The 25903-nt window shown below is 69.8% G+C and carries 18 protein-coding genes and 5 pseudogenes; 13 read left to right on the top strand and 10 right to left on the bottom strand.

What is annotated here, in order from left to right:
* Positions 1-213 precede the first annotated feature (213 nt).
* Positions 214-933 (top strand): DUF4386 domain-containing protein, encoded by a 720-nt coding sequence (locus tag ACWGN5_RS34315; RefSeq protein WP_453522325.1) that lies wholly within the window; start codon positions 214-216, stop codon positions 931-933.
* Positions 930-1886 (top strand): hypothetical protein, encoded by a 957-nt coding sequence (locus ACWGN5_RS34310; protein ID WP_453522324.1) that lies wholly within the window; start codon positions 930-932, stop codon positions 1884-1886. Before ACWGN5_RS34315 ends, ACWGN5_RS34310 begins: the two co-directional genes overlap by 4 nt.
* Before the next feature lie 238 nt (positions 1887-2124).
* Here the strand turns inward: ACWGN5_RS34310 and ACWGN5_RS34305 are convergent, their stop codons facing one another.
* Both ACWGN5_RS34305 and ACWGN5_RS34300 read right to left on the bottom strand, forming a co-directional pair.
* Complete coding sequence (locus tag ACWGN5_RS34305; RefSeq protein ID WP_453522334.1) at positions 2125-3153, bottom strand: nitroreductase family deazaflavin-dependent oxidoreductase; 1029 nt, start codon at positions 3151-3153, stop codon at positions 2125-2127.
* A 10-nt stretch (positions 3154-3163) separates the two neighbouring features.
* Positions 3164-3601, bottom strand: a pseudogene (locus tag ACWGN5_RS34300) (SDR family NAD(P)-dependent oxidoreductase); the annotation flags it as partial.
* 406 nt (positions 3602-4007) lie between these two features.
* On the opposite strand from ACWGN5_RS34300, the gene ACWGN5_RS34295 reads away from it, so the two are divergent.
* The 3 genes from ACWGN5_RS34295 to tpg all read left to right on the top strand — a co-directional run bounded on the left by ACWGN5_RS34295 (position 4008) and on the right by tpg (position 9099).
* Positions 4008-5366, top strand: coding sequence for a prenyltransferase/squalene oxidase repeat-containing protein (locus tag ACWGN5_RS34295; protein ID WP_453522323.1), 1359 nt, complete (start codon positions 4008-4010; stop codon positions 5364-5366).
* Positions 5367-6435: 1069 nt separating this feature from the next.
* The gene (gene tap, locus ACWGN5_RS34290) at positions 6436-8541 is read left to right on the top strand and encodes a telomere-associated protein Tap (protein WP_453522322.1); all 2106 of its coding nucleotides are present in this window, start codon (positions 6436-6438) and stop codon (positions 8539-8541) included.
* Positions 8542-8544: 3 nt separating this feature from the next.
* On the top strand, positions 8545-9099 hold the full coding sequence (gene tpg / locus ACWGN5_RS34285) for a telomere-protecting terminal protein Tpg (protein WP_453522321.1): 555 nt from the start codon (positions 8545-8547) through the stop codon (positions 9097-9099).
* A gap of 127 nt (positions 9100-9226) precedes the next feature.
* On the opposite strand, the gene ACWGN5_RS34280 is transcribed toward tpg, so the two are convergent.
* Positions 9227-9850 (bottom strand): type III effector protein, encoded by a 624-nt coding sequence (locus ACWGN5_RS34280; RefSeq protein ID WP_453522320.1) that lies wholly within the window; start codon positions 9848-9850, stop codon positions 9227-9229.
* Between the two features lie 128 nt (positions 9851-9978).
* On the opposite strand from ACWGN5_RS34280, the gene ACWGN5_RS34275 reads away from it, so the two are divergent.
* The 5 genes and pseudogenes from ACWGN5_RS34275 to ACWGN5_RS34255 all read left to right on the top strand — a co-directional run bounded on the left by ACWGN5_RS34275 (position 9979) and on the right by ACWGN5_RS34255 (position 13081).
* Entirely contained in the window at positions 9979-10410 is a 432-nt protein-coding gene (locus ACWGN5_RS34275) for an Hsp20/alpha crystallin family protein (RefSeq protein WP_453522319.1), read from the top strand.
* Positions 10411-10509: 99 nt separating this feature from the next.
* Complete coding sequence (locus ACWGN5_RS34270; protein WP_453522318.1) at positions 10510-10905, top strand: DUF2267 domain-containing protein; 396 nt, start codon at positions 10510-10512, stop codon at positions 10903-10905.
* Positions 10906-10964: 59 nt separating this feature from the next.
* Positions 10965-11408 (top strand): DUF2267 domain-containing protein, encoded by a 444-nt coding sequence (locus tag ACWGN5_RS34265; protein ID WP_453522317.1) that lies wholly within the window; start codon positions 10965-10967, stop codon positions 11406-11408.
* Positions 11409-11511: 103 nt separating this feature from the next.
* Positions 11512-12468, top strand: a pseudogene (locus ACWGN5_RS34260) (IS481 family transposase).
* Positions 12469-12595: 127 nt separating this feature from the next.
* Positions 12596-13081: a DUF1877 family protein gene (locus ACWGN5_RS34255; RefSeq protein WP_453522316.1), complete on the top strand. Its 486-nt coding sequence runs from the start codon at positions 12596-12598 to the stop codon at positions 13079-13081.
* 18 nt (positions 13082-13099) lie between these two features.
* Here the strand turns inward: ACWGN5_RS34255 and ACWGN5_RS34250 are convergent.
* From ACWGN5_RS34250 to ACWGN5_RS34230, 5 genes are all read right to left on the bottom strand, one after another.
* Positions 13100-13974, bottom strand: a protein-coding gene (locus ACWGN5_RS34250; protein WP_453522315.1) for an IS5 family transposase whose coding sequence is annotated in 2 segments (ribosomal slippage) — positions 13100-13626 and positions 13626-13974 — 876 coding nt in all. Because the reading frame shifts where the segments join, the coding sequence is not laid out codon by codon here.
* A 607-nt stretch (positions 13975-14581) separates the two neighbouring features.
* Positions 14582-15262: an alpha/beta fold hydrolase gene (locus tag ACWGN5_RS34245; RefSeq protein ID WP_453522314.1), complete on the bottom strand. Its 681-nt coding sequence runs from the start codon at positions 15260-15262 to the stop codon at positions 14582-14584.
* Between the two features lie 619 nt (positions 15263-15881).
* Entirely contained in the window at positions 15882-16397 is a 516-nt protein-coding gene (locus tag ACWGN5_RS34240; protein ID WP_453522313.1) for an EF-hand domain-containing protein, read from the bottom strand.
* A gap of 470 nt (positions 16398-16867) precedes the next feature.
* Positions 16868-17992: a lamin tail domain-containing protein gene (locus tag ACWGN5_RS34235; protein WP_453522312.1), complete on the bottom strand. Its 1125-nt coding sequence runs from the start codon at positions 17990-17992 to the stop codon at positions 16868-16870.
* 575 nt (positions 17993-18567) lie between these two features.
* Positions 18568-18783 (bottom strand): hypothetical protein, encoded by a 216-nt coding sequence (locus ACWGN5_RS34230; RefSeq protein ID WP_453522311.1) that lies wholly within the window; start codon positions 18781-18783, stop codon positions 18568-18570.
* A 547-nt stretch (positions 18784-19330) separates the two neighbouring features.
* Here ACWGN5_RS34230 and ACWGN5_RS34225 point away from each other — a divergent pair.
* Positions 19331-19993, top strand: a pseudogene (locus tag ACWGN5_RS34225) (transposase family protein); the annotation flags it as partial.
* A 665-nt stretch (positions 19994-20658) separates the two neighbouring features.
* On the opposite strand, the pseudogene ACWGN5_RS34220 reads toward ACWGN5_RS34225, so the two are convergent.
* Positions 20659-20952, bottom strand: a pseudogene (locus tag ACWGN5_RS34220) (transposase); the annotation flags it as partial.
* A 633-nt stretch (positions 20953-21585) separates the two neighbouring features.
* On the opposite strand from ACWGN5_RS34220, the gene ACWGN5_RS34215 reads away from it, so the two are divergent.
* Both ACWGN5_RS34215 and ACWGN5_RS34210 read left to right on the top strand, forming a co-directional pair.
* Entirely contained in the window at positions 21586-22221 is a 636-nt protein-coding gene (locus ACWGN5_RS34215; protein ID WP_453522310.1) for a VOC family protein, read from the top strand.
* Positions 22222-23103: 882 nt separating this feature from the next.
* Positions 23104-24297 carry a DUF6004 family protein gene (locus ACWGN5_RS34210; RefSeq protein WP_453522309.1) on the top strand — a complete coding sequence of 398 codons (1194 nt, stop codon included), beginning with the start codon at positions 23104-23106 and terminating at the stop codon, positions 24295-24297.
* A gap of 919 nt (positions 24298-25216) precedes the next feature.
* Here the strand turns inward: ACWGN5_RS34210 and ACWGN5_RS34205 are convergent.
* A pseudogene (locus ACWGN5_RS34205) lies at positions 25217-25345 on the bottom strand (ATP-binding protein); the annotation flags it as partial.
* Positions 25346-25903: the final 558 nt, after the last annotated feature.

Below are 25903 nucleotides of genomic sequence, written 5' to 3'. Positions count from 1 at the left end.
GGTTCGCCTGGCGGAACTGGTCTGGCCGCTGCGGGACTTCGTACTCGTCCCGGTGCGGCTACTCCCCACGTAGTAGCCGCGCCACCTCCCGCTGCTGGACGACCGCGCCGCCACTGCGGCGGCATTCTGGCTGTCGCGCACCGGGGCCGCACGCCCACACCGCCCCGCCGGGGCCCCATGCCGAATCCCTTCAACCACGATCAAGGACATGTCATGCTCACATCAGTACACGAGTCCCATGCGGCCTCGCTCCGGGGCGCGGCCCTTCGCCCGCGCGGCGCCGTTGCGCTGCTCGCCTTCTCGCTCTCCTACGCCTTACTCACCGCTGCGTACGTCGTCACCAACAGGGCGACCCCACACCCCGACACCTCCGGCCGGGACATCCTGCGCCAGTACGTAACCGAGCACGGCACGGCGATCAACCTGGGCGCCTTCCTGCTGCTCGCCGCCGCCGTGCTCCTGGTGCCCGTCGCCGCCACCCTCGCCCGGCTGGTGCGGCGGGGGCAGGGACAGCACCAAGGTGCCGCGGCGGCGACAGCCCTCGCCGGCGGAGTGCTGGCCAGCGGCGCGCTGGCTTCCAGCGCCGCGCTCGCCTGGACCCTCGGCCGGCTTCCGGAACAGGCGCCCGCAGCCCTGGCGCGCGCTCTGGCAGACCTGTCCTTCCTCGCCGGCGGTCTCGGATACGCCGTGTCCTTCGCGCTGCTGGCGGCAGGCACCTGCCTGGCAGCCCGCGCAAGCGGGCTCCTGCCGCGTGCCTGTGCCACCACCGGGCTGGTCATCGCCGCCGCCGGACTGGCCGCCACCCTCACGCTCGTCGTCTTCGAGGTCAGCTACCTGATGCCCGTCGTCCGCTTCGGTGGCACCGCATGGTTGGTGTGGACCGCACTCGCACTGGTCCGCCCCCGCCCGACCGCACCGGTGGTGAACGCATGAACGCCATCTCGCCCGTACGATCGCGTTCGCCCTGGCAGATCCCCGTCGGCGCGGGCCTTGTGCTGCTCGCCTCCGCCGCCTTCCACACGGTCGTCCTCATGCTTGCCGGCGGCCCGTGGGACGACCCCGTCTCCTGGCGGAAACCGATCACCTTCGGGCTGTCCTTCGGTATCAGCGTGCTGACCGTCACCTGGATCTGCCGGCTCCTCCCGCTCACCGCGCGCACCCGCGTTCTCCTCCTGGGAGCGTTCACCGCGGCGTCCCTGCTGGAGACCGGTCTGATCACCCTGCAGGCATGGCGCGGTGTCCCCTCGCACTTCAACACCGAGACCACCTTCGACACCCTCGTCACCCGCGCCCTCGCGGCCGGCGGTGTCACCCTCACGGCGGTCGTCGTCGTGCTCACCATCGCCGCACTGCGCCCCAACCCGACAGCCGCCCCCAGCATGCGGCTCGCGCTCCGCGCCGGACTGGTGGCGCTCACCAGCTCCATGGCGGCCGGAGCAGTGATGATCGCTTACGGGCTGACGCTGGAGAGCGCGGGCCACGCGGCAGAGGCCTACCAGACGGCGGGCTTCCTGCGCCCCGCCCATGCCGTCACCATGCATGCCATCCTGCTGCTGCCCTCCCTGGCCTGGCTCTTGAGCCGTACCCGACGACCGGAGGCGGAACGGCTACGCCTGATCCGCATCACCGTCGCCGCGTACGGAGCCGTCGTCGCGTTGGTCACCGCCGCAGCCGCGGTCGGCCTCACCTTCGCCACCCCGGCCACCACAGCCGCGGTGAGCGCGGGCGTCGTAGTGGCCCCCGCATTGGCGTTCCTGGCATTCGGCATCTCACCGGCCGTACGCGAGAACCGCGGTTCCACCAGGCCCGTCACCCAAGAACCCACCCACGGCACACCATCCGACGAAGCCGTGGAACCCGGCGCTCAACCGACGCGACGCCCCTGATCGGTACAACCCGCACAGCCTCCGTGCGAACACCTTCCCGCCCGGCGACACGCGGGTCCTGTCAGCGCACTTCGACGCACGCGACCACACCCACCTGCTCCCCGCATCCGCGGGGATGCTCCCGCGTCGGGCATCAGGAAGGCCACGCCGTCCCTCTCTTCCCGCCTGCGCTCCGTGCCCCGGAACCTCGAGGCTTCCATGGCGGGCGGCTCCTCCCAGCTTCACGAACTGCCAGCCGTTACCGGGAGTGGAGGCTTGCTTTCGCCTGGGTGGGTTCGAGGTGGAAGATGCGCAGCCGGCGGCCGCTTCGGTCGCTGTAGGACTGGTAACCCGTTGCGAGGCGGAGGAACTTGGCCCAGATCTGGTCCCGTTCTTCGGCCTCGACCAGGCGGGCGGTGACGGGGAGACGCCGTCCTGCGGTGACGACCACGGCGCGCGGGTCGCGCAACAGGTTGGTGGACCAGGCGGGATGGTGCGCCTGCCCGAAGTTTGAGCCGACGACGGCGTAGCCACCGCGGTGCGGGACATAGAAGAGCGGGGTCTCCCGTGGCTGCCCGGTGCGGGAGCCGGTGGAGACGAGGAGGAGTGCGGGCACACCCAGGCTGCGTCCCATGCTCCACCGACCGCGCGTTCGGCGCTGGAGGAGGGTGTCCACCGGAGCCGCGAACAGACGCAGGGCTGTGCTGACCGGCGCACTCGGGCCGACCTCGTTCATCAGGCGCAGGGCCGGGCTCTGCGGCCGTGCTGTGGCGGGAGGGGCGTGGGCCGGTGTGCGGGCGCTTGGGCCTGTGCGCCGGGGTTGTGCGAAGTCGCGACGCGCGGGGCCGCCGAGGCCGGCCGCCGTGGCGAGGAGCCGGGGAGCCATGGCGTAGGCGCGGTAGAGCCACGGGAGGTAGCCGGGGAAGTCCACGACGGTGCGTCGGTGCAGGATGCCGTGGACGATGGCGTCGGCGACCTGTTCGGGGCTGGAGACGGGCAGGAAGTCGGTGAGGCGGGGCATGCGGTGGGAGGGGACGTGCTTGCCGAAGAACTCGGTGCCGACCACGGTCCCGGGGCGCACCAGGGTGACGCCTACCGGCGTACGGGCCAGTTCGAGGGCGAGGGTTTGGGTGTAGGCGTTGACGGCGGCCTTGGTCGCCGCGTAGGCGGCGGAGGGGCCCTTGACGAAGACGACTCCGGCGGCGGAGCCCATGGTGACGATGTGCCCGCCGCCCGCCGCCCGCCGCCCGCCGCCCGCCGCCCGCCGCCCGCCGCCCGCCGCCCGCAGCCCGCATGATCGGCAGGACGGCCTTCACGGCGTGGACCATGGCGTCGTAGCCGGTCCGCATGGTCAGTTCGGCGTCGGCGACGCTCATCTCCGAGACATCGGTCCAGCGAGTGAAGGCCGCGTTGTTGACCAGGATGTCGAGACGGCCTTCGCCCGCGTGGATCCCGGTGATGCACTTCTCCAGCGCGCCGCGGTCGGTGACGTCGACCGGATGGAGCGTCACCGTCTCCGCGAGGTCCTCGGCCACCAGCCGCGCGGTGGCCGCCTCGATGTTCGCCCGGGAGTGGTCGGCGGCATGGACACGAGCGCCGCGACGGGCGAGGGCGAGCGTGAGGGCCAGACCGATGCCCTGCGCACCACCGGTGACCAGACACACCCTTCCCGTCAGCACATCCGGAGATCCCGGCGAGTGCGGTGGACCGAAACGGCCGTGCGGTTGCCCTGCCATTGCTGCTCCTCGCCTCATGGTGGACCAGTCGTACTCTTGTCGTCCTAACGCTCCGTCAAACCCCCTGCTGGTGCGCCGACCAGCGGTCCTCCGACAGCACGGGCGGTCCACATCTCTCGGGCACGTCGTGCCGTCCGAGTCGGTGACCGCCCGTGCATCGCGACGGGCGTGCGGAGACGGCGTCGCGTGTTTCGGTCCCTAGAGGTGCGGAGATAGGGGTTGTCCGTCGATCGTTGTGCGAGCCGGGGGCAATACAGTCGTGCGAGTCCAGCCTGTTGCGGGGCCTGCTTGGCCGGGCGGTGGCTTTCCTGCTGACCTGGGTACGCGCGCGGAGTCGCTGCGCGTCCTGGTCGAACAGTCGGTCCTGAGCGGCGCGGGTTCGCAGCGGTGGCAATGCCGTGGCCGGGTGCTGGAGTCGGTGTTGATGCTGGTCCTGCTGCGCCGTACCGGGCTGGATGCGGCCGCCGCCGGCCGCCTGGAAGCCTTCCTCGAGCGCGGGCAGGCCCGCTGCACGGGTGTGGACGCCCTGCTGGCGAAGGTGGCGTTGGAGGGCAGCGGCGCCGATGGCGGGCGCCAAGCCGTCGAGGATTTCCTCCAGGAGACGCCGGCGTTCCAAGCGGGCAGCAAGCGCGCGCTGATCAGTGCCGCCCTGGCCCTGGCAGGAGCGGCCGCCGATGAGCGCCGGCCGTCACCGCGCGGGGTGCTGCATCCGGCGGGGCGGGTTCAAGCTGCAGCGGTCGCGGTGATCCTGCGGTGCAGCGCCGGCGGGGGTACGGCAACCACCGAGGAAGCAGCGGCCCTCACCGCGGCCCTGGAGCACGACGGCGTATGGGAGGGCAACCTGCTCGTGCACCTCCTCGCGGCGAACGCCCTGTCCCTGTTGCCGGGGCACAGCGATCAGGTGGCCGCCGCCGTACGCAGGGCCCTCGCACACGAGCGCGTGACCGGCGGCCTGCCGTTCGTCAGCGACCTGAGTGTCTGGTGCGCCGTCACCGCCGGGATCGCACTCGTGCACACGTCGACCCCGCGCCAGAGCCTGTACGTTCTGGGGGACCGCCTTGTCGGCCACCAGTGCTCCGACGGAGGCTGGTCCTACGCGGCCGAGGCAGAACACAGCGACACCGACGACACAGCCGTCGCCGCGGAATTCCTCCACACCCTGGACGCGGATCGCTACCGGTCGGCCATCGACCGTGCCCTGAACCGCCTGTCCTCGCTGCAGGGTGACGACGGCGGATTCGCCACCTACATGCCGGGGGCGCCCTCCGAGGCGGGGATGACCGCCGCGGCCCTGAACGCGCTCTCCTGCCGCGCTACCCCACACCACGAGCGAATAGGAGCGGGCCTGGACTTCCTGGTACGCGCGCAGCAGACCGACGGACTGTTCGAGCCGGAATGGAGCCGCAGCCGCTACCACGTCGCCTTCCGCGCCCTGCTCGCCGCCTCGGGCGCACCTGCCACCGCCCGGGCAGCAGCGGCTCAGGAGATGGCCCGCCGAATAGGTGAGGCCGTGCGGCGTGGGCAGAACCCCGACGGTGGCTGGGGCCAGCAGGAGGGTGAGGCCAGTGACGCGATCAGCACGGCCTGCGCCCTGATCTGCCTCAGTGCCCAAGGGGAGCCCGCCCGGGTGGTGGAGGGCGCGCGCCACCTGCTGTCCGCGCAGGCGGACGACGGAGGCATCGTATCGATCCTCGACATGATGGACACCGCCCCTTCCTGTACGACATCCCCGCCCTGGCCGACCACTCAGCGTTGCCAGCTCTGACGCACCTCCAAAACCGCCTGCACGTATCGGCGGTTGCCCCACCACGTCCACAGGCCCCGATCACGTCGACCGCCGAGCCGACCTGCCCGTGACCGGTCTCACCGTCGGCCATCCCCGTCCTCGGCCATGGTCCACGACTCCGACGAGGCGCGGATCGTCTCTGGACCGGCCACCCCGAAGGCAGGGTCGAATCGTCCGGTGACGGCAAGCCAACGCAGAGTCGCAGTTTCGGCGCCGTACGATCACCCTGCTGCCCATGCTGAACGTTCTGGAACGCACGGGCGGCGCCACCCTGGTGGAGCACCCGCAAGTCGACAAGCAGCTCCGTGACTTGCGCTGGGCGGTGGCCGATGGGGCCGTGCGCTCCCACAGCCGGGCCAGGAGGACGGCATGCGCAGCCAGCTCAGGAGACGTCACCACCGTGGGTTGGAGGACGCGACGCAGCGGTGCGGTGAACCATTCCAGCTCGCCGGGCACCGATCCCACGCCGCGGCGGTCTATCTGGTCGTCCACCCAGCAGATGAACGCCGCCCAATGGGTCGTCAGCTCAATCTGCACCGCATCGCCGTGCGGGAGGGCGAGGCCGGCCAGCACATCGAGGCGCATCGCAGCCAGTCGGCGCTCCTCCCGGCCTCCCACCGCCAGACCCGTCTCCCGAGCCCACCGCGACACCGCCTCCGCCGCGGGCCAGGCACCTGAGGGAACATCAGTCACCGTTTTCCGATCCTGACAGCGGATCACCAACAAGAAAAGAACACCCGTTGGCCTGAGATCCTGCCCCATGGCCCCATCCGCACACGGTTCGGACCCCCGCGAGTTCGAGACGGGACTCGTACACCACGTGGTCGCTCATCGTGGAAGACCAGTAGGCGGGGATGTTCCTGGGGGGAAGGCCGGGGGAGTGGGCCGGCCTGTGACTGTGCTCCTTCCCGTGTGTGTCTGGGGGGTGTTGCCCGGGGTGTGGTGAGTACGGTCGGGTGGGAGCGCTACCAGAAACTATCCGAACGGGTTAAATGTTCGAGTAAAAGATTGGGGGTAAGTCTGCTACTGTCGGGCTGGAGGTAGGTCCATGGCGTCCGAAGAAGAGCTGTTCGCGTCCATCGACGCCCTGCTGGAGGAGGAGCCGCAGCTCCCGCCCCCGGCGGAGCGCGCCCGTCTGCGTGAGGCCGCCGGTATCACCCAGGCCCGCCTCGCGGAGGCGTTGAAGCTGAAGTCGACGCAGAGCATCAAGAACTGGGAGAACGGCCGCTCTGAGCCGACCGGCGCGCGCCTGGCGGCGTATCAGCGGCTGCTGCAGGGCTGGGCCGCGAAACACCCCGCACCCGGCACCCCCGCCGTCTGGGCCGCTCCGGCGCCGCAGCCGGAGGCGTCCGGGACACTCACCGGCCCTGCTGCCCCCGAGCCGCAGGGGGAGACTACGCCGGTACGGTCTCCAGCCGCACCGGGGCGCCCTGCCCGTCCAGCCGCGCGCCCGACCTCGCGGCGCCCGTCGGCGAACAAGGCCGCCACGCCCGCGCTGGACTCGCGTTTCCCCAACGGCCCTCTCGCCGTCCTGGATGGTGACGGCTCCGCGTACAGCATCGACGGCCTCGTGCTGGACTGCCCGGCAAGCACCGTGGTGGAGCTGGTGGAGTGGACGCTGCGCGAGTCCGGTCTCGGTGCACCAAAGCTGCACCGCTATGGCAAGGATGCCGACCCGCTGATCGTCCTGACGGCGGCCGCGGCCGTGAAGGTCGGGCTGCCCGAGCACCTGGAAGACCGCCGGGGCCTGCGACTGCCGGAGGACCACCCGGTCGTCAAGCAGGTCTTGAAGGCGAAGTGGCAGCTCACGCAGCGGGGATTCGGGCCGTGGGTGCGCATCTACCGCAAGGCGCAGGGGCGGGAGCGGCAGTGCGTACAGCTGGCGGTCCTGCCGTGGGACGCGCTCGACTCCCGATCCTGGCCCGGCGTCGCGGAGATGGAACCGGCCGACGTTGCCCGCGTCCTCGGCGTATACGCCCAGCGGGTCATCACCCCGCGCGGCGGCACGGCCGTCAACGGCCTCGAGCTGATGACCGCGCTGCGCCCGCCGACCCGGCCAGTGCGCGACGACGAGACCGGCAACTGGAACTCCCGCCTCAACCCAGGCAGCCTGGGGACGGAGCCGATGGACCCGGCGCCGCCGGAGGGCCAGCCCGAGCACCCCGCGATCTACCGGATCGGCTGGCAGGGCGGCTTCCTGCACGAGGAGGCGTACCAGTGGGTGCGGTCCGTGGATTCGCTCACCGATGAGGAATGCCTGCTTCCCTACGCGGTGGGCCTCGACCTGAACACGGCCTTCCTCGCCGCCGCTGCCCGCCTGGTCGTCGGCCTGTCGGAGCCCGAGCACTTCGTACGCCCGAAGTTCTACCCGAAGGTCCCCGGCTCCTGGCTCGTCGACCTCAGCCACATCGATCTCGACCCGCGCCTCCCGTCGCCGTTCACACCGACCGGCGAACGCCCGACCGGCCCGGCCTGGTACCAGACGCACACCGTCGCCTACGCCCAGGAGCTCGGCTACAACGTCGAGATCCTGGAGGCGTACCTGCGCAAGGAGACCGGCGCCTACTTGGACCCCTGGCACGACCGGCTCAAGACCGCGTACGTCGACACCCTGGCCGACCTCGGCGTCACCAAGGACCTCACCGACGCGGAGTTCCTGGCGGCGATGGAGAGGCACAAGGAAGTCGACCCGGCCATGGCCGCCGTGCTCGCGGCGATCAAGGCCACGGTCAAGGGCGGCATCGGGAAGCTGTTCGAGAACCCGCAGGGCAAGAACTACAAGGACGGCGAACCGTGGCCGGCCATGCAGCGGCCGACCTGGCGCCCCGACATCCGCGCCGCCGTCATCTCCAAGGCGCGGGTCAACATGCACCGCAAGCTGCTGAACATGTCCCGGATGACGGGCCTGTTCCCCCTCGCCGTGCTGTCCGACTGCGTCGTCTACCCCTCGCCGGGCGCGAGTCCGTTGGACTTCCTGCCGTACGCGGCCTCCGGCAAGCCGCAGCCGGGCGGTTTCCGCCTCGGACCCACGCCGGGCCTGGCGAAGCTGGAGGGCGTCCAGTCGATGCTGTGGGCGGTGGAGCTGATGGAGCAGGGCCTCAACCCGGCCCGGCACATCAAGGGCGGCGACGCCGTCATGGACGAAGGGGAGTAGGCCGTGACGGACATCCACCAAGCGATCGAGCGCGCTGACCAGGAGGGGTTCACCAAGAACCCGCCCAAGACGCTCAAGGGCCAGGTCGGCTTCCTGCGCAAGTACCTCAGTGCCCAGGAGATCGGCGAGGAGGCCGGAGTCACGGCCGACTCCGTCAACCGCTACCGGCGCGGGGCCCGCAAGCACGCCCGCCCGGACGTGGCCGCGAAGATCGAAGCGATGGTACGCGAACGCTGGCAACCGCTCGTACGAAGGCGCCGGCAGAAGCAGGCCGCCACCACCGGCGGAATCACGGTGGAGACCCGAGCCCGGTTCGGCTACACAGCACCGGTCGGCACGACCGACGACGGAAGGTTCCGGCGGCTCACCGTGCACCTCCCCCCGACCTACGCGCAGCGCCTGTTCGACGCCCGCGAGACGGGAGCCAGCGACCAGGACATGCGCAGAATCATCGCCGAAGGATTCAGGGAAGTGTATTTCCAGGACGGCGGCGGCCGCGCCATGGGCCTGTCGGACGTAGAAATCAAAGACATCGATTATCTGGATCTCGACTACTGAACCGGAGCCGGTCCGCAGCCTCGCACGAACCGGCAGCTCGACACCTTGGCCACTCACTAGGTCTCCGCCCGTTCACCCAGCTGGGGGCGGGGCTGACCGGGCTGTTGTTGCTGTGGGCCGGGCGGGGTCAGGGGGGTGTGAGGGTGTCGAGCCGGGCGGCGAGGTCGGGGTGGGCGGCGGCCAGATGGGGGCGGGCGGCGGCCAGGGGGGCGATGAGGTCGGCGGGGTCGTCGTGGGCGAGGGCCGCGTGGAGCTCGCTGAGCGGGCGGCGGGCGGAGGCGGGCAGGTCGGTGAGGGCGGTGATCTGGCCGGCGAGACGGCGCAGGTCGGCCGCGTTGCGGCGGGCCCAGGCGGCGGTCGTGCGGTCGGCGGCCCGGGCCTGGCGGGTGGCCGTCACACGCTGCTCGCCGGTGGTCCCGGCCGGGCCGGGGCGGCCGCGCAGGTAGCGGCGCTCGGCGGCCTGACGGCTGGCGACGCCCAGGGGGTGAGCGAGGTCGGCCCAGCTGGCGCCGGCGTCGCGTGCAGTTTCGATCAGGCCGGTTTCCCATCCGGCGAGTTGCTCGCGGACCTGCCGCAGCAGCATCAGGGAGGCGAGTGCCTGCTCGGGGCCGGGGTCGACGGTGTCGGGGGTCTCGTGCTGGGCGGTGCGCAGGGCGTCGTCTATGGCGTGAAGGGCCGCCGCGGCGGCGAGGAACGACGCCGGGCTGTGGGCGTCGGTGCTGGGCGGGGACGGCTCGTCGGCCGGGGTCACGGGCACCTCCCTCGGGTTGTCATCAGGTCGACGACTTCATGTTTGTCATCCATTGGATGACATGTTACAACGGTGTCAGTGAGGCGCATTGGCAGCAACTGCCTGAACCTGCTGGAGGTGTTTTCACGATGTTGATGCGCACCGACCCCTTCCGTGAGCTGGACCGGCTGACGCAGCAGCTGATGGGCCCGGGTACCTGGTCGAGGCCGTCGGCGATGCCGATGGACGCCTACCGCGAGGGCGACGAGTACGTGGTGGCCTTCGACCTTCCCGGTGTCACCCCGGACGCGATCGACATCGACGTCGAGCGGAACATGCTCACCGTCAAGGCCGAGCGTCGGCCCGTGGCGAAGGCCGACGACGTCCAGATGGAACTGTCCGAGCGGCCGCTGGGCGTCTTCTCCCGCCAGATCGTGCTCGCCGACACCCTCGACACCGAGCACATCAAGGCCGACTACGACGCGGGCGTGCTGACCCTGCGCATCCCGATCGCCGAGCGAGCCAAGCCCCGCAAGATCTCCGTCGGCGTCGGCTCCGGCCGCAAGGAGATCTCCGGCTGACACCGGCCGGACCAGTGCGGAGGACGGGCACCCGATCTCCCCCCTCACCCGCCCTCCGCACCCCCATGAGAGTCCTCAGAAGTAAGGGGTGGCGGTCAGATGATTCTGCGACGCGAAGCGTTCCTCGACCACGTGCAGGAACGCGGCGAGTACGGCACTGCGGAGGAAGCCGAGCGGGCGGCCCGCGTGGTCCTCGCCCTGCTCGGCGCGCACCTGGTCGGCGAAGTCCGCGCCCAGCTCGCGGCACGCCTGCCGGAGGAGTTCGCCCTGATCCTGCTCAACCCGCTGCAGAGCGCCGAACCGCTGCCACCGGAGCGGTTCGTGAGGGCGACCGCAGCCTGGATCGAGGGCGCCACCGAGCAGACCGCGACGTGGGACGTCAGCGCCGTCCTGTCCACGGTCGCCGACACCGCCGGCCCAGACCTGCTGGGACAGGTCCTGCTCCAGCTCCCGGTCGGCTACGACCTCCTCTTCGGCCGCCCCCAGCCCACCTGACCACCACCGGGGGAGCCGCACCCGGCACCCCCATGGCTCCATGAAAGGCATGCACCACAGTGATCACCGACGTGCGCGTACCGCTTGAGCAGCAGCAGCCGTACTCGACGGCGTACGAGCAGATGCTGGAGAAGGTCCGCTACGAAGGCGCCTACCCCACCCGCGAGCGAGCAGACGAAGCCGTCCGCCTGGTCCTTTCGGGGTTGGGACGCCAACTGACCGGCGACGAACGTGTTGACCTGGCCGCCTGCCTGCCCCTGGAGGCCGCACGCGTCCTGACCGCGCAGATCCCAGACAGCCAGCCGCTCACCGGATGGGCCTTCGTCAAGGACCTCGCCGCCCGCTCCGGCGCCTCCCTGGCCACCACCCGCTGGGACACCGGCTCCGTCTTCGCCGCCGTCGCCGCACACGCCGGCCCCGACCTCATCGCCCGCATCCTCCACCAGCTCCCCACCGGCTGGGCCCTGCTCTTCGGCCAAGCCGAACTCACCCCAGCCGCCTAGGTGTATTGATCACGAGCGTTGTTGACACTGGTCTGGTCTTGAACATGGCGAAGACCTCCGGTGTGGTGGGAGCTGTCTAGGAACTCACCTCACGGAGGTCTTCGTGGCCCACCGTAATGCCCGGCTGACCATTCACGGCAGGCGGATCCTCATCGAGCGTGTTCTGTCCGGACGTCCGGTCGCGCACGTCGCCGCGGAGAGGGGGATATCCCGGCCCACGGCCCACAAATGGGTGCGCCGCTGGCAGGCCGAAGGCGATGCGGGACTCCACGATCGTTCCAGCAGGCCACACAGCACCCCGCACCGGACCGCGGCCGCAATGGAACAGCAGGTCTGCGAGCTGCGGCGGACCCGCAAACTCGGCCCTGCCCGGATCGGCCCGATCCTGGGACTGCCCGCCTCGACGGTCCACCGGATCCTGCCCCGGCACCGGCTGAACCGCCTGACCTGGCTGGATCGCCCGACCGGCGTCGTGATCCGCCGCTACGAACGCGAACGTCCCGGCGAACTGGTCCACGTCGACGTGAAGAAACTCGGCCGGATCCCCGACGGCGGCGGCCACAAGGCCCTGGGCCGCCAGGCCGGCCGGGCCACCCGCAATGGCATGGGCTTCGACTACGTCCACTCCGCTGTCGACGACCACTCCCGCCTGGCCTACAGCGAGATCCACCCCGACGAGAAGGTCGCGACCTGCGCGGCCTTCCTGGCCCGCGCGGCCGCGTTCTTCCACGCCCACGGCATCACACGCATTGAGCAGGTCCTGACCGACAACGCCTGGGCCTACCGCAAAGGCCTGGCCTGGAAGAACGTCCTCGCCGAGCTCGGCGCGACCGGCAAGCTCACCCGGCCCTACCGGCCACAGACCAACGGCAAGGTCTAACGCTTCAACCGCACCCTGCTGGACGAATGGGCCTACCTACGGCCCTACACCTCGAACACCGAACGGACAGCGGCCCTGACAGACTTCCTTCACCACTACAACCACCACCGCTGCCACACCGCACTGGACGGACACCCACCCATCACCCGCGTGAACAACACTGCAGGTCAATACACCTAGGGCGTGTATCGAAAGTCCTGCCGGACGGCGCAAGTCGATTTCGGCGACACGTGGCTGTCGGTGCCCTCAAGTAGGTTCTGTCCGTTCGCCCCGACAGAGGGGCCGTCGAGCTGAGGGATTCGTCGTAGTGAGCATCCACCTGCACTTTCGTGCCGTAGCTGAGTCCGAGATCCAGGACGACCACACCTGGCTCGCTGCGTTCATGTCTGAGGCTTGGGAAAACGACACCGCCGAGTACGAAGCGGGCATCGCCTACTCGATCAACAAGGGCTGGGACGCTGTCAACGACCTCTATGCCGCAGCCGATGCCCTCTATACAGACGTCAATCAGCCCTGGAATCTACCGATCTACGGCGGCCGCCCCGTGCCCCACAGCGCTGACGCCGACCCCTCCGATCCACCGCTGATGCTTCTGGAGCCGCCTGGCGTGTCACAGGCCGCGCGTTTCCTTAAGACTGTCTCTTTCGACGAGCTGTGGAACGTTGTCGGCGCCAGATTCGGTGCCCTTGGCTGGACCAGGCAGGAGCACCTCGAACATCACCGGGACCTCCAAGAGTTCTACGGGCAGGCGGCTTCGGCAGGCCACGCCGTGGTCAGAGCGGTGTGGGCCTGAGACCTGGCCACGTGCTGGTCACAGCCATTCGTTGATGGCTGCGACCACCACGGTCGTCTCGTAGCGGACCGCGAGTTTGTCGTACCGGGTGGCGACAGCGCGGTGGCTCTTGAGGCGGTTGATGCCGCACTCGACCGCATGACGCTCCTGGTAGTCGACCGGGTCGAAATGCGGAGGCCGACCGCCGCGCGAGCCGGGCTTCTGACGGTTGCGTGCCTGGTCGGCCTTGTCGGGGATGGTGCAGCGGATCCCCCGGCGGCGCAGGTAGGCACGGTTCTTCCGGGAGGCGTACTCCTTGTCGGCCCGCACACGATCAGGGCGGACGCGCGGCCGGCCCGGCCCGATACGGGGCACACGGACCTTCTCCAGCACCGGTTCGAACTGGGGCGAGTCCCCGCGCTGCCTGGCGGTCACCACGATCGCCATGGGCTTCTGCCCCTGCTCGACAGCCAGGTGCAGCTTGGTCGTGAACCCACCACGCGAACGTCCAAGCCCGTGATCACAAGGCTCGGCGAACACCCCGCCGGCGGTTCCTTCTGCAGGTCGCCCTGCTTGCGGGCCCCGGCCGCATGCTGATGGGCGCGGCACACCGTGGAGTCGACGCTCAGATCCCACGTGATCGCCCCCTTCGTGTCGGCCAGGGACTGCAGTCGGGTCAGGATCCGGTACCAGGTGCCGTTACGCTGCCACCGACGGAACAGGTCGTAGACCCGGCCCCACGGACCGTACTCGACGGGCACATCCCGCCACGGCACACCAGTCCGGACCCGGAACCGTATGCCGTCGATCAACCGCCGACGGGGCCAGACGGGCGGTCGGCCCGCCTTCGTGCCCTTCGGCAACAACGGCTCCAGCACAGCCCACTGCTTGTCCGTGAGATCTCCCCGCCCCATGAACCGTGATCATTCACAGCTCAAGATCCACTTTCGATACACGGCCTAGACGGCGAGACGCTTGCTCGGGGCGGATGGCTGCGCATTCCGTGATGCACACCAGAAATGGTCGGCCCGACACCCGATCGGCGCCGGCCCATGTACTGCTGTTCCCTTGACGCTCTTCCTCTTGTCGCTGCTGTCGCGTGAGGAGGAGCCGGACGATCCCCTCCGGAGGGGCGTCGGCCATGCCCCGCCTGTAGTGCGCCCATCCCGCTGTTCGGGCTGGTCCGCTCGCTGTGGCTTGTTGGCCTCACCAGGGTTGTGTGGTCCGGCCTGCTCTGTGAGCCTCTCAGGCTGTTCATCCTGGCCGGCATCTGCCTCGCGCCCTCCCGTACGATCTCGTCGATCGAGGAGGAGCCGTTGGCGGTGGTGCCGTCGTCGTTCACTACGCTGAGCACAGGCGTGCCTTCCCGATCCGGCGCGGCAACGCGGGCCTACTCGATGCCAGTCGATCGATCACGCCGCCAGGTACGCCTCCCCGAGCCGATCCACAGGATCTGAGCATTGCTCGGCAGGCCGTGACGGCGGCTGCGGGGTCGCCGGTCGCATGGGGGGCGACTGTGTGCTAGTTGTTGGCTGCATCCACCAGGATGTCGGTGAGCTCGACGGGTCGGCTGAGCGCGACGCAGTGACTCGCGGCGATCTCGTGGGGGACCACGCCGAGTCGTTCCAGGACGAGCCGGTGCTGGAAGTCGGGAGGAAGGAAGCGGTCTTCGGTACACAGGACGAAGGTGGTCGGCACGGCCGGCCAAGCATGGAGGGGCCACGGCTGGGCTGACGCAGCCGGCGACGGGTGCGCCCGTTCCTTGCTCATCGCTTCCTGGGCGAGTTCTCGGGGCACGTCGTGGTAGAACGCGATGTAGGGGTCGTTGCTGCCGGTGACGCCGTCCCGGGCGGCCTGGCGTCTTACGGCTTCGGTGTGGCCGGTGTTGCTCCACCACTGGTCGGGTGATTCGCCGGGCTTGGGGATCATCCCCGCGACCAACACCAGTGCTTCGACCGGGCGGCGCACGCAGACGAGGGGCGCGGTGAATGCGCCGAATGACTGCCCCACGACGACGAGGCCGTGGCGGTCGCCGACGGCCTCGACTACGGCGTCGGCGTAGTCGTCGAGCGTGAGCGAGTCATCGTCGCCGGGCAGGTCGGGAGCCACCACGCAGTGCCCGCGTGCCCGAAGCTCTTTCTCGACCAGGTGCCAGTACCACCCGACATCCCCGGCACCGTGGATCAACACGAACGTACTCACCACACGGCACCCCTTCTCTGCGACGTGCTTGGACGGCCTCCCGTGGGAGGAGCACCCCCAGACTCCCACGGCACAGCCCTGACTGCCGTCGAAGCCAGGCGTCATCTCCAGACTCAGTCAGCAGGCATCTCCCATGGCTGAGGCCGTCCGTGATCAGGACGGGGCGGGTGAGTCCGCTGTTGCCCTTGCCGTGGTGGACCCTGGCGGTGTCGCGGGGGAGATGCGGTCGGGACGCCGGAGACGAGCGGGGCAGGCCACCCGGCTGCCGGGCGGCCTGCCCCGCCCGTCCCGCATCCGAAGAGGTACGGGGCGGGGCGATCGCAGAACCACAGGCCCACGGCCGCGGGAAGGGCCGGGAGCCGGTGGTCGAGCGCAGTCCCATGCGCTCAGCTCACCGCCTGCCCCGAACCGCACGACGACGCGGGCGAAGACGCGGGACGGGCCGGTCGCGGCGGAACCGCAGCCGGTCTTCGCGCAGGAGTCGCCGCCACGTAGGCGGCGTTCGCAGCACAGGCGCGGCGCAGGCCGGCTCCCTCGCCCGCAACGCGGGCCTCAGTGCAGCCCTGACCGAGGAAGTCAGGGGCGGTGACGGCCGTCCTTCCCCCCTTTGTCCTCTGTCCTAGCGTGTGCCTGCGTGGAGGGCTTCGGCCATGGGAGAAGCACCGTCGGTCACGTATGCGCGGATTGAGCTGAGGTACTCGTCGCGGTCGATACGCCCGTCGCCATCGGTGTCCAGCGCCTCGAATGCCGCTTCAGCGTTGCCGGCGGTGCTGCCAAGTGCCGTACGCAGCCGTGTGAACTGCGCCCGGTTCAGGGCTCCGTCGGCCTCGGTGTCGGCGAGGTCGAACAATGATCCCAGCGCCTGTCGGCAGACGGCGTCGAAGCTTGCGCCGCCTGCCCACGTCACGTACTCGGCGAAGGTCACCTTGCCATCACCGTCGGCGTCCATCGACGCATACACCTGCTCGTGAGCGACGAGAGCGGTTCGGACGAGAGGGTCGTCTCCGCTGCGTCCGAGTGCCTGTGCAGCGCGCTCGGGACGAGCAAGGTATTCCTGCCGGGAGATCACACCGTCGCCGTCCGCATCCAGCATGGCGAAGATGTGGCCTTTGGCTGTTACGGCGGCTGCGGCCATGGGCGTGGGCATGGGTCGTCCGATCGACGAGGGATGGGTGCAGGCAGGAGTCTGCCCTGGCCTGCGCTTCATCGACCACAGGGTCATCACTGCGAGTGAACAGGCGCGTCGTGCTGACATGACGCTCAAGGGCGGCATCACAGAAGTTGTGCCAGAGCCCAAACGTGCCCACATACCAGGTGAGCTGTTGCCGGAGTACTGACCATGCCTATGGCGTGCTTACCAAGCGCTGCTCCCCGTACGCGTGGGGATGGTCCCGGCAACGCCGGGAATATGCCGCGGCACTTCATCTGCTCCCCGCACCCGTCACCAATCCCAACCACCCCGAATGCACCGTACGATTGACAGGGCCTCAGATTCATGGCTCCTTGCTCACCTGCCGCGTCTGACGTGTAGGGATCAGCCCGGACACGAGCCTGGGCCCCGGGTGCGAGCCCCGGGGCCGCCGGCTTCACGAGCGGGTTGGGCGGTCAGGGGAGTGTGCCCGTGAGCGGGGCGCCGGTGAAGGAGTTCCAGCTGTTGGTGTCTCCGTCGTCGACGGCGGGTTGGCCTCTGAAGAAGCGCGGTACCCCGGTCTTGGCGTTCGTGTCGCCGCCGACCCCTGCCGTACGTGAGCAGGTGCCGCCCTGGCCGTCCGAGACGGTGTAGGCGATCCGGTAGACACGGCCGTTGCCCCAGGGGTTGCGCTCGGAGCGCACCAGGACCTGGTTGGAGTCCGCCCCGGCGCCGGTGAACTGCGCGTCGGGGAAGGTGTCGTCTCCGACGCCGGCTCCGGAGACCGGTTCGTCCTGGCTGACGGCGTCGATGTGGTAGCTGAGCGTGTCACCGTCGGTGTCGGTCGCTCCGGAGAGCGTGATCAGTCGGAACTGGTCCCTTCTGGGGGGCCAGATCCGGTTCGGGCTCGCGCTGACGTTCGTACAGTCCGGCGCCTGGTTGGGCGGAGCGCCGCTGTTGCGGGGATTGGGCGCATCGGCGATGAAGTCCAGATTGTTGCTGTCGGTGTCGACTGCGCCTCCGCCGTTGCGCAGGGCGGCGGTGGTGTTGGAGAGCCCGGGTGCGGGGCCGGCGCCCTCGTAGAGGTTGGAGGACCCGTAGCCCACGAGGTCCCTCATCGAAGCGAGCTGGGACCCACTGCACGGCACGGCGTCGCTGCCGCAGCCCAGCGGGGTTGTGGAGGGCACCAGCGCGACTTTGCCGGCGAGGGCGCCCATGGAGATCGTTCCGATGGTGTCGGGCGTCGGGAGGGGCGTGGTGCCTCCGGCTCCTTGTGCCTCCTGGATCAGGTAGTAGCCGCCGGGCGCGATCGTCCCGCTCAAGGGGGTGACCACGTTGAAGGCGGACAACGGGCCTGAGTACTGGACCGACCAGCCGTTCAGCGAAACCGGCGCGGCGCTTCGGTTGAACAGCTCGATGAAGTCGTTGGTGAATGTGGCACCGGTGTTGCCGCCACCTCCGTATACCTGACTGATCACCACATCCGGGGACACCGCTCCCGCAGATCGGTCGCCCGCATCGGTGCCGTGGACGCGCTCGGGCGGCAGGGCCGCCGCGGGCTGGGCGACGCCGGGCACCAGTGCGGTACTCAGTACCGCCACGCTACGGACCAGCCATACCCCTTGTCGCCTGCCTGCCCGCTCCGGTCTTCTGTTCGGGCGCCTCTTGGAGGCAGCGCTTGGCGAATGGGTGATCGGGCCGATGGCCATCTCATCTCCTGACCGGGCCGCCGTCTGCCGGGGCCCAAGGAACTGACAGCAGAAACGGCCTCCGAGCTGTACTCGACCGATCGACCGATCGTGATCAGGCCGTCAGCGACATCCTTCGATCGGATCGCTTGCCCTGCCACACAGGCTGGTCCGCACGGCCTAGTTGTGCGACTGCCGGCGGCGCCTGCAGCTCGCCGACGTACAGGAGGCAGTTCGCATGGTGCAGCTGCTGACAGGCATGGCGCTCAGGCACGAGTCACCCCGCCTGCGCGACTCGGCGCCCCGCCCCGGGCAGGCCGCGGGAACCGCGACATCGTGTGGGGGAGTCGACCGGCGTCCGGGGCGCTTTGCTGGCGGCTCACGGGCGAGTGCTTGAGCGGCTCCGGGTTGCGGGGTGGGTGTGTGGTGGGCGACTGTGGCCGCGCGCGTACCCTCGGCGCTTGACCTCCAGTAGCTGGTCGACGACTTCACGGCAGGCGTCGCCGATCTCGGACGCCTGGCTGCGGCACCAGACCTGCGTCCGCATCTGGAAGGCGACCTTCTCCGGCGGACAGTCGCTCGTGTCGGTGCGTTGTCCTAGTCAAGGGCGGTGTGGGTCTTGACGAGGGAGCCGTCGGGGAAGACCGGACCATCGTGGCGGTCGAGCGGACGTCGACGCGGCGGCCGATCAGCTTCCACGGCACCGAGTAGAGGCTGCGGCCGACCTTGATATGGATGTCAACGGGCCAGCACGAACGGAGTCGGCGGCAGAGGCAACAGTTCAGCCTCCTCCAACGCGTCGAGGCAGGCGTCGGCTGGGCCGCCCGCCCGACGTCAGGGCCGCCGTAGGCTGGTCTGATGTTCGCTGCTCCCCTGCGGTTCTGGGTCAATGGCGAGGACGTGGTCGACGCGGTGGTCGGCGAGGGCGGCCGCGGACCGTACGCGGCTGCTGCGCTGCCGGCCGGCCACCCCAGCCCTCTCCGGGCGACCGGCAAGGCGCGCCGCCTGGAGCTGGGGGAACCGGACTGCACCGGTGGCTGCTGCGGCTTCCTGACCGTGGTCGCGCAGCGGTTCGGGGAAGTCGTGCAGTGGTCGGACTGGGAGGTTCCGTGGGCGGCGAACACCCCCGTGCCCGACCCGCCACCGGAGCTCCACTTCGATGCGAGTCAGTACGACGCCGAGTGGCTCGCGCTGAAGGGGACCGCTGGTGGCAGGTGCACCCATACCCCAGCCCGGCGTGACCCACCCGGGGAACGCGGCGGGAACGGTCCTGGTGGTGGCCGGCCGTAGTGTCTGCTGCTGGCGGACCGGGTGCTGCTGGTGGCCGTGTACTACCGCACGAACCTCACGATGTGGCAGCTCGTGCTGCTGTTCGGCGTCTCGCCGGCGACGGTGTGCCGGGTGATCCAGCGGCTGCGGCCGCTGCCGGCGATCGAGCCGGCAACCCGCCCTGACGATGCGATGGACCGGTTGTGGATCGTGGACGGCACCCTGATCCCGGTCCGCGGCCGCAAGACCGGAGCGTCCTCAAGCAACTACCGGTTCTCGGCGAACGTGCAGGTCATCATCGATGCCGACACCAAACCGGTGATCGCCGCGGCCCGCCCGGTACCCGGCAACACCGCGGATGCGAGACCCTGGCGGGACTCCGGCCCAGCCGCCGTCTGCGAGGGCGTGGCGCCTACATCAACACCGACCGGGCTCGTCGTCCCGCACCGCAAACACCCGGGCAGGGCGCTGTTGCCGGGCGAGGAGGAGAACAACGCGGAACACCGCAAGGTCCGGGCGCGCGTCGAGCAGGGCCTCGCCCGAATGAAGCTACAAGATCCTCCGCGACTGCCGACAGCGAGGCAACGGCCTCCACCACGCGGTACAGGCCGTCGCCACATGCATAACCTCGCCCTGGCCGTGTGAGCCGGCAGCCCCGAAACCTGACCTGACCTGCCCAGACACAACCTTCTGCAAGACGCTTCAGGGGGTGTCTCTTTGATCAGCGGCCCGGACAAGGACGAGAGCAAAATGAAGCGGGGCACTCGTGCGAGGCGAGTTACGATGGCTGCTGCGGATCTGGAGGGGGACGCGTGGACCAGTCGATCGGCCCGCGACTGGAGCCAGTCTGGTTGGTGGCTGCGAACGTCGTCGCATGGCGCCGATGCGGAATCGGAGGCCAGGAGCTGCGCCCCGGGACAAAGTGTTTCAAGGGCGGGGCGAAGGTGTACGTCGCCGACGCGTACTGGGGTCCGGGGGGTGATCGGATCACGTCCGTGGGACGCGAGCGGCACACCGGGCGGTGGATCGTCATCGACATGGCGACGCGCCACCTCCATAGCTTCCGGCCGAAGCTCGTTCACACGCCGCGGGTCTTGCAGCGACTGCAAGAGGCCCGACGTGCACGTGGGTTCGTCTCAGCGGATTACGCAGCGGACATCTCCGCGACGCTGGAGCAGTACGCATGCCAGTACCGAGCCGAGACGGCGCCGTACGCTCCTCACCCGGACCGATGCCTATGTCACGCCTGCCTCACCGGTGAGTCTGGGTGACGCGCGCTACCTCGCTCCGGCTGCGTTCCGTCTCTGTGGTCAGCGTCCTGCCCGGATGAGGATGCTCGCGAGATGTAGTGAAGCCTGGCAGACGATGGCCAGCTTGTCCGTTCGCATTGCCAGGCCGCGCCATTGCTTGAGCCGGTTGATGCACCGTTCGACTGCCTTGCGCTGCTTGTACGCCGCGTCGAAGGCGGGCGGGCGGCCGCCGGCGCGGCCACGCCGCAGACGATAGCCGACCTGGTCGGACGGCTGAGGAATGATCGCGCGGATCCCCTGCCGGCGGAGGTGGAGCCGGATCGCACGGGAGGAGTAAGCCCGATCGGCCAGGACGGCCGCCGATTCGGGGCCGCCGTGGACGTCGATCCGGACGCGCCGGCCATCGACCGCCTCGTGGCGTGGTCCGGACGCAAGCCGTCATAGGCATCCGAAAGGGGGAGGGCGGCCGCAGAGCTGGGGCCGCCCCTCCCCGCGCGCTTGGTCGGGGCGGCGTCACGCCCCGGGGCAGGAGCAGTGTGAAGTCCCAGCAGGGGGAGTCTCGGGGAGGTCGGCGACGGTCTGCTCCAGCGACGGCATCCGGAGGAACAGGTGGGGCAGGTGCTTGCGCAGGACGCGGACCTCTTCCCCTACGAGCTCGAGGACCTTCAGGAAGACGCACCTGCTCCCCGCTCGTGCGGGATGGTCCCGCCTGCGGGGATGGTCCCCCGCACTACTGGGCTGAGAAGCTCGGCGGCGGCTGCCCCCGCGCTCGCAGGGATGGTCCCTGGCACCGGCTCGCGGCAGAAGCGGCCGACCGCTGCTCCCTGCTTGCGGGGGGAGGGTTCCACCGTCTGAGTTGAGGCGGTGGGCCTCCTCCGCCGGGATGACGGTGATCGGTCCGTTCCACGGCTGAAACCGCAGCGGACGCGGCCGGGGTGACGGGCGTGGCGTCGGGATTTGCGCGGGTTGTCGGGTGATGATGGCGCAGTGCGACTTGATCACGTGTCCTATGCGGTGGCCCGCGACAGTTTCGCCTCGACCGTCCAGTGGATCGGATCGGCCCTGGGCGCCGGGTTCGTCGACGGGGGCGTGCACCCGCGATTCGGCACTCGCAATTTCATTCTCCCTTTGAGCGGTGGCACCTACGTCGAGGTCGTCACCACACTCGACCACCCCGCTGCCGACCGCGCGCCCTTCGGCCAGGCGGTCGCGCGCCGCGCCGCCGAGGGTGGCGGTTGGCTCGGTTGGGTGGTCTGCGTCGACGACATGGCCCCGGTCGAGACCCGCCTCGGCCGCACCTCGGCCGAGGGCCACCGCGTCCGCCCCGACGGGTTCGACCTGAGGTGGAAGCAGATCGGCCTGCTGGAACTGTTGGAGGATCCGCAACTGCCCTACTTCCTTCAATGGTTGGTTCCCGTCGAGGAGCGCCCGAGCGCCGACCCGCGCACCTCCACCACCATCCACGGGGTCTCCATCGCCGGCGACGCCGCTTCCATCGCCGAATTCCTTGGTGAACCGGCCGACCATCCCCTTGACCAGATTGACGTCACCTGGGTCGAGGATGAGGAACCGGGCCTGGTCTCGGTTGAGTTCGCCACCGCCCACGGCCCGGTCACGATCTGACCAGGGCTCAACTGAGGCCGACGGCTTCCAGGTCCTGGTTCCCGGCGTCCCGCTCGTCCTGCAGCTGCCGTCGAACGCGTCCAGTGGCCGGCCGACGCGTCGATGTGACACCTCGCGCGGCCCCTCGCTCCGCAAATTTTCCTACCGGGTCGGGGTGATGAACGGTCTGCTGGCCGGCCCGGCGTCCTGAACTCACCCGCAGGTCCGGCCGTCCCTGCGGGGGACACGAGCCAGGGATGTTGCGGGTCCGCAGCATCCCTGGCGTGCGCCCGCACCCGCCCAGAGGTGGTCAGGAAGCGAGGGCGGCCACAGCGGGTGGCGGCGGCACGGGGATGGGCGCGGGCGCCGTCCCGGCAGAACCGGCTTCCCCCAGCTCTTGACCTGGGCGACCACCATGCTGCCGTCCCCGGTGCACGCCATCAGGTCGCTGCCAGGGTCGTCAGACCCCGTGGAGTTGAAGGTGCTGTCGGCAAGGACACGGCGGAGCTTGCCGCGCCCGCCCGCAGACCCCCGTACCTGCCCGCCGCGCGCCTGCAGGGTCTTGGACTTCGTGGCACGGGTCGGGCTTTTGACCAGCACTCTTGGAGCCGTCTCACGGTGATGGCATGCGGAGCAGTCTCACGAACGTGGCATTTCCCCGGAGAGAGGCGATTCCCGTCGCAGCCTCTATCAGCTGACCCGACCTCGCTGTGCCCGCCGCAGGTCCATGGTGCGGGCGCAGGTGACCGACCATGCGTTCGGTAGGGCAGATATCGGTGCGATGGCCTGATCGCGGCTCACTCGTTCCGGTGGCACGCAACGCCTATCTGCACAGAGCGCGGCTCGGGCCCAGGAGGCTTGCTTCGTCAGTGCCGTGCACGTACCGATGACGGAGATAGTCCTGTGATTCCTCGCGAGACCTACGAGTCCTTGAACATCGAGCCCAAGCCGCTCCGCCCGCACATCCTCGCCGCCGCGACGGTGGTCTTCGGCGACGACTTCTACAACGGGCGCCGGGAGACGATCACGTTCTCCGGGTTCACGCAGATCAACAAGTGGCCCATGCCGGGCTTCGAGCACCGGGTCGATGAGCAGGGGTACGCCTCGTTCGAGGCGGAGCTGATCTCCGCGCCCGAGGTCGGCATCAAGGGTTACAGCTACGAGTTGAGCGACCGCATCCAGATCCTGACGAACCCGTACCTGCCCAACGTGGGCCGCATCCGGCAGATCGTGCCCGGCAAGAACTTCCCCGCGGAGTTCCAGCTCCGCCGGTTCGGGATCCTGGAGACCAGCAAGCTGCGGCTGGCCCACCGCAACGCCATGGAGACCTCCGGTGTCGTGGATGCGATCCCGCCCTTCAAGAGGCCGCTGACCGGTCCCGCCCTGGGCTTCCCGCGCGGAGCCGTGTCGGACGTCGCGCCGGCGCCGGGAGTCCTGCGTGCCACCGGCCTTCCCGAGGCCTGGTACCCGGCCAACGACGACAACGAGCCGGTCGGCATCACGCCGACGCTGTTCTTCGCCCCGGCCCCGAGTCCCTTCATGACCATGCTGTTCGACCCCTCGTTGATCATGCAGGCCACGATCGAGGGCTCCCTGACCCTCGAGGTGGGCGGCACGACCGTGAAGGTGGACCTGTCGGGCGACCGCAACCTGGCCGCCGGTGCGGAGATCCTCCTCTTCGGCCCCGACAAGCACGACGAGGGCACCGGGGTGCGAGCCCAGCTGTCCCGCCTGGCGGTGGCCGGCGAGTGCGCCGCGCTGGGCGGGCGCATCATGCTGCGCACGGCCTGGGCGCGGCCCTCGCGCGGCGCCTTCGGCAAGGGCGAGGAGGATTCCCTGGCCCGCCTTGCGTACCCCGCGGACCTGCACCTCGACACGTACCTCGAAGTGTGTACGCCGCACGGCACCCTCTACGCCGACGCGGCCGTCCCGCTCGCGGGCCGCGCGGGAGACATCGAGCCCAACGGCACGGAGCTGCGCGCCGAGAGCGACGTCCCGCTGCTGGCGCAGGACGGCACGGTCAGGGCACGGCTCACCGACGTGAAGCTGGTCATGCGCGACACGCAGGTCGGCGAGACCGCCCCGGTCAACGTCTGACCGGGGCCACTGGCCAGGCCGGACCACGTGGGTCCCGATCGTGCAGCAGGCGCTGCGCGGCGTAAGCGGGGGCTGCCCTGGGGTGGTGAGAAAGCCTGCCGATACAGGCCCTGCCCGCCCTCTGGGTAGCTCTCCGCACCGGCCTCGTGCGGGGCCCGGCCTCTCTGGCATCCTGCGGGCATACCTGGTCGGTCAGGAGGACCGGCTCGGCGCTCGGCCTGGTGGTGAACGCCGCGGTGCTGGGACCATCCGCTACCTGGATGCCGCCGTCGAGCAGCTGCGCGCGCTTTCCCGCAGAGGAACGGCTCTTGCGTCAGTCGAGCAAGTTCCGCCCAGCCGTCACAGCGCTCCGCCGATGACGGACAGCCGGATGTGCGACCGATGATCGTGGTGGATGGTGGTGTGGCGCCGCTGGGTGCTGCGATCCTAGCGGTCGAAGTTGCTGCCCGAGACCTCGATGCCGATGCGGTGGCCTGCGGTCGCGTAGGAGATCTGTTCCCTGCGCCCGCGGCCCCAGCCTCGCGCTGGGCGGGCTCGGGTCGGGCACTTGCTCCCCGCCTGCGCGGGGATGGCCCCTACGGGGCCTGGGACGCAGGCGGTGTCCAAACGTTGCTCCCGACGCCTGCGGGGATGGTCCCTCGCGGCGGAGGCGTCCCCGTGTGGACGATCGCGTATGTCCCCAGACGTACGTTAACGGGTTCACTCTCCTGCATCGGGCCGTCGACGGAGAGATCGACGGGCATGTCCAGACCGGCGAGCCCCTCCACGTGGACGCCACGTGCTTCCTCCTGACTCAAGGCGCAGATCCCACGCGCCGTACCCACAAGGGGACGGGATTGTCAGCCCATCACATGGCCTTCGTCAGCGGGCACTGGCTGGCTGACGCTCTTTTCGAGGCTTGGCTCGCCCGGAGAGACGCTTAGGGCTTGGCGGCTGGGTTCTTGGGCCGCTTGTTCGGACGGTAGCTGGGGCCGTTCATGATGACCTTGTGGCTGGTGTTGATGAGCCGGCCCAGGAGGGACTCGGCGACGACGGGGTTGGTACGCAGCGTGAGATGAATCCACGGGCCTCGGCGCAGCTCTGCACGACCGGGCCTGGTCGGACGGGAATCACGATCTGAGCTGGTCGTCAACGGTTCGCATGCGTCTTCCTGCCGCTGAACCGGCTCCGCCCGGCGGCCCGCACCAGGCTCGGCGTCGACCTGGACGTCATCGACGGCGCCGGGAATGTCGCGGTCGAGGAGCATCCCAGGGAGCTGGCCGCCCTGGCCGGTGGACGGCGGCCCCTCGAGGACCGGTGAGAGCGGCGGAGCGAGGGCGATGAGGTGGCGAATACCAGAGAAGGGTGGGTCGTCGCGGCGGCGTTCCTCAGGCTCGGCGGAGCTGTCGCTCATCTCGTGGGCGCCGTGGGTCTCAGACGGATCCACAAGCGGCGCCGCGAGGGTGTGACCGTGCCGGCACTGGTGCGGTACCGGTCGGCGGGCGAGGAGGACGCCGCGCACCCTCGTCGTCCGTCGCTCCAGTTCGCACCGTGGACGGCCGGGTGAATCTGAGCGATGCGTGACGTGTCAAGAGGGCGGTGCCAGGGCCCGGACGCACCCGCGCCG

The sequence above is a fragment of the Streptomyces sp. NPDC055815 genome, assembly GCF_053616475.1.
The sequence above is the reverse complement of the archived record's forward strand: the minus strand, read 5'-3'. Positions and strand labels throughout refer to the sequence as shown.

Bases quoted from the DNA above. Each gene is read 5' to 3' on its own strand.
- ACWGN5_RS34315 (WP_453522325.1), top strand. From the start codon at position 214: ATGCTCACATCAGTACACGAGTCCCATGCGGCCTCGCTCCGGGGCGCG.
- ACWGN5_RS34310 (WP_453522324.1), top strand. From the start codon at position 930: ATGAACGCCATCTCGCCCGTACGATCGCGTTCGCCCTGGCAGATCCCC.
- tap (WP_453522322.1), top strand. From the start codon at position 6,436: ATGGCGTCCGAAGAAGAGCTGTTCGCGTCCATCGACGCCCTGCTGGAG.
- ACWGN5_RS34275 (WP_453522319.1), top strand. From the start codon at position 9,979: ATGTTGATGCGCACCGACCCCTTCCGTGAGCTGGACCGGCTGACGCAG.
- ACWGN5_RS34270 (WP_453522318.1), top strand. From the start codon at position 10,510: ATGATTCTGCGACGCGAAGCGTTCCTCGACCACGTGCAGGAACGCGGC.
- ACWGN5_RS34240 (WP_453522313.1), bottom strand. From the start codon at position 16,397: ATGGCCGCAGCCGCCGTAACAGCCAAAGGCCACATCTTCGCCATGCTG.